Here is an 859-nt window from a genome sequence, read left to right as displayed (position 1 = left end):
GAAAAAAATCTTGCCCCAAGAGATTTAATTTTATTCAACATGAACCGCCTCCTCTTGAATTTCGCATGTCTGACGCAGAGCCTATATGTGGCACATTTCCGTGAAGGTCTGATGGCACCAAAATTATTTCCGTCGAACTGAGATGGTGTGGGATGATTTTGTTTTCTGATAAAATATTTTTCGCCGCAGTTGGAGTTATGCCTTTCTTTTCAGAAATATATTTATATACTTCATTAAAAGCGTTTCTACTGTCATCCAAAACACCTTCCTGAAATATAACCGATCCTTTCGACCAAGGTGAGAAATCAGGTCTGCCATTTGAAAATACTATAGGTTTATTACCGGTAACAGCATTTACAAGTTTATTACTGGAATGCCAATTACTCTCACCAGCTACACCATCCCAATAACCACCTGTTCGAGGAAGACGGGGTCCAGCTAACCCCCATGGATCGATATAATTGAGCGGATTCGGCGCATACTGATAAAGATTCCACCCACCGTTTAACCCAATCGGATCCTGAACAATAAACTGTCCGACCTGCGGGTCGTAGTAGCGGAACAGATTATAGTGAAGACCGGTTTCGCTGTCAGCATACTGCCCGGCGTAGCGCAGGGGCTGATGGGCGAGGGCGGTGTGTTGTAACGCGCCGGTGAAGCCTGCTGTCTGATGCCGTACTTCACCGAAGCTGCCGTAATGACCACTCCAGCGCACGTTGCCGTGTACGTCGGTGACTTCCAGCGGTGCACGGTTCAGGTCAGTGCTGAACCAGCAAAAAACTGCAGAAAGTTGGAGTGTTTAGCATACTAAACGGTAGAGGGGAATAAAGATTCGGTAAGAATTGACAATCATTAATTC

Annotated in this window: 1 pseudogene; it reads right to left on the bottom strand. The window is 45.5% G+C overall.

From position 1 onward, the window contains the following. Positions 1–34: 34 nt before the first annotated feature. Positions 35–772 (bottom strand): annotated as a pseudogene (locus NNO04_RS22485) (RHS repeat-associated core domain-containing protein); the annotation flags it as partial. Positions 773–859: the final 87 nt, after the last annotated feature.

Source organism: Citrobacter sp. Awk 4 (assembly GCF_028069725.1).
GTDB lineage: Bacteria > Pseudomonadota > Gammaproteobacteria > Enterobacterales > Enterobacteriaceae > Citrobacter_D.
Note: the sequence above shows the minus strand (reverse complement) of the source record. Positions and strands in the feature narration are given on the sequence as shown.